We start from the raw sequence: 906 nt of genomic DNA, 5'->3' as shown, positions 1-906 counted from the left end.
AATTCTAGTCAATATATAAATAAATACTTTATATCAAATACTAAAGATTTAGATAATATAGATAGCGAAAAAAGTTTTTTTGAAAAAACTAACATTTCTTCATCTGAAAATTTATCTGAATTATCTGTATCTTATAAAAATTCTTTAGAAGAAGAACAAAAAGAAACTCTTCTTGAGAAAGAACAAGAAATAGTTAGCATTAATACTACTCTTCCTATTATCAAAACACAGGAATCTATTCTAGACACAGAAACATCTAATAACTTAGAAGAAGGAAAACTAAAAGCGATAGAAGAAATATCAGAAATAGTAAAGGAGGAACAAGAAAAAACACTACTACTGAATCAACTGAGCGAGCAAAGCGATGAAGAAGAGCAAATCAATGTTGCAATAGAAAATGGCTTGGTAAATACAACATCAGAAATATCTGTTACAAACGCAAGTATTGTTCATCACAAGAAATCATCAAGCCAAGCTAAATCACTACCCAACAACAAACCATCAACTCAAGCTACATCGTTAAAATCCTTCTATCCTCTTAGCAAAGAGCAAGTTGATAAAATAAACAAATTATCTAGCAGGGAGTTTAGTAGCAACTTTGCCAACCAGTTGTTACTAAAGCTCTATATTCGTGATCCTAATAAAACATTTGCCAGTACAAATCACATGATTGCTTATATGAGCAAAGCTTTTCGTTATGAGAAACACCAAGCACCGATGGTTAATCATGAAACTTTTAGATTTACAGCCAATGTTTCATATCCTGAATCTGTAGAGATGCGACAAAAAGAAAAATACTTAAGCGAATTAGAGTATAGCATAGATACCAGCTATTGCTCACAATTAAGAAAAAAAATAGCTGGTATGTTTGAGACAAAACTAGCTTATCAAATACTTACAGAAGGA

At 30.8% G+C, this 906-nt stretch carries 1 pseudogene; it reads left to right on the top strand.

The features are described from left to right. A pseudogene (locus tag RiCNE_RS07670) lies at positions 1–906 on the top strand (hypothetical protein); the annotation flags it as partial.

Origin of the sequence: Rickettsia endosymbiont of Culicoides newsteadi (assembly GCF_002259525.1) — a bacterium.
Classification (GTDB): domain Bacteria; phylum Pseudomonadota; class Alphaproteobacteria; order Rickettsiales; family Rickettsiaceae; genus Tisiphia.
Note: the sequence above shows the minus strand (reverse complement) of the source record. Positions and strands in the feature narration are given on the sequence as shown.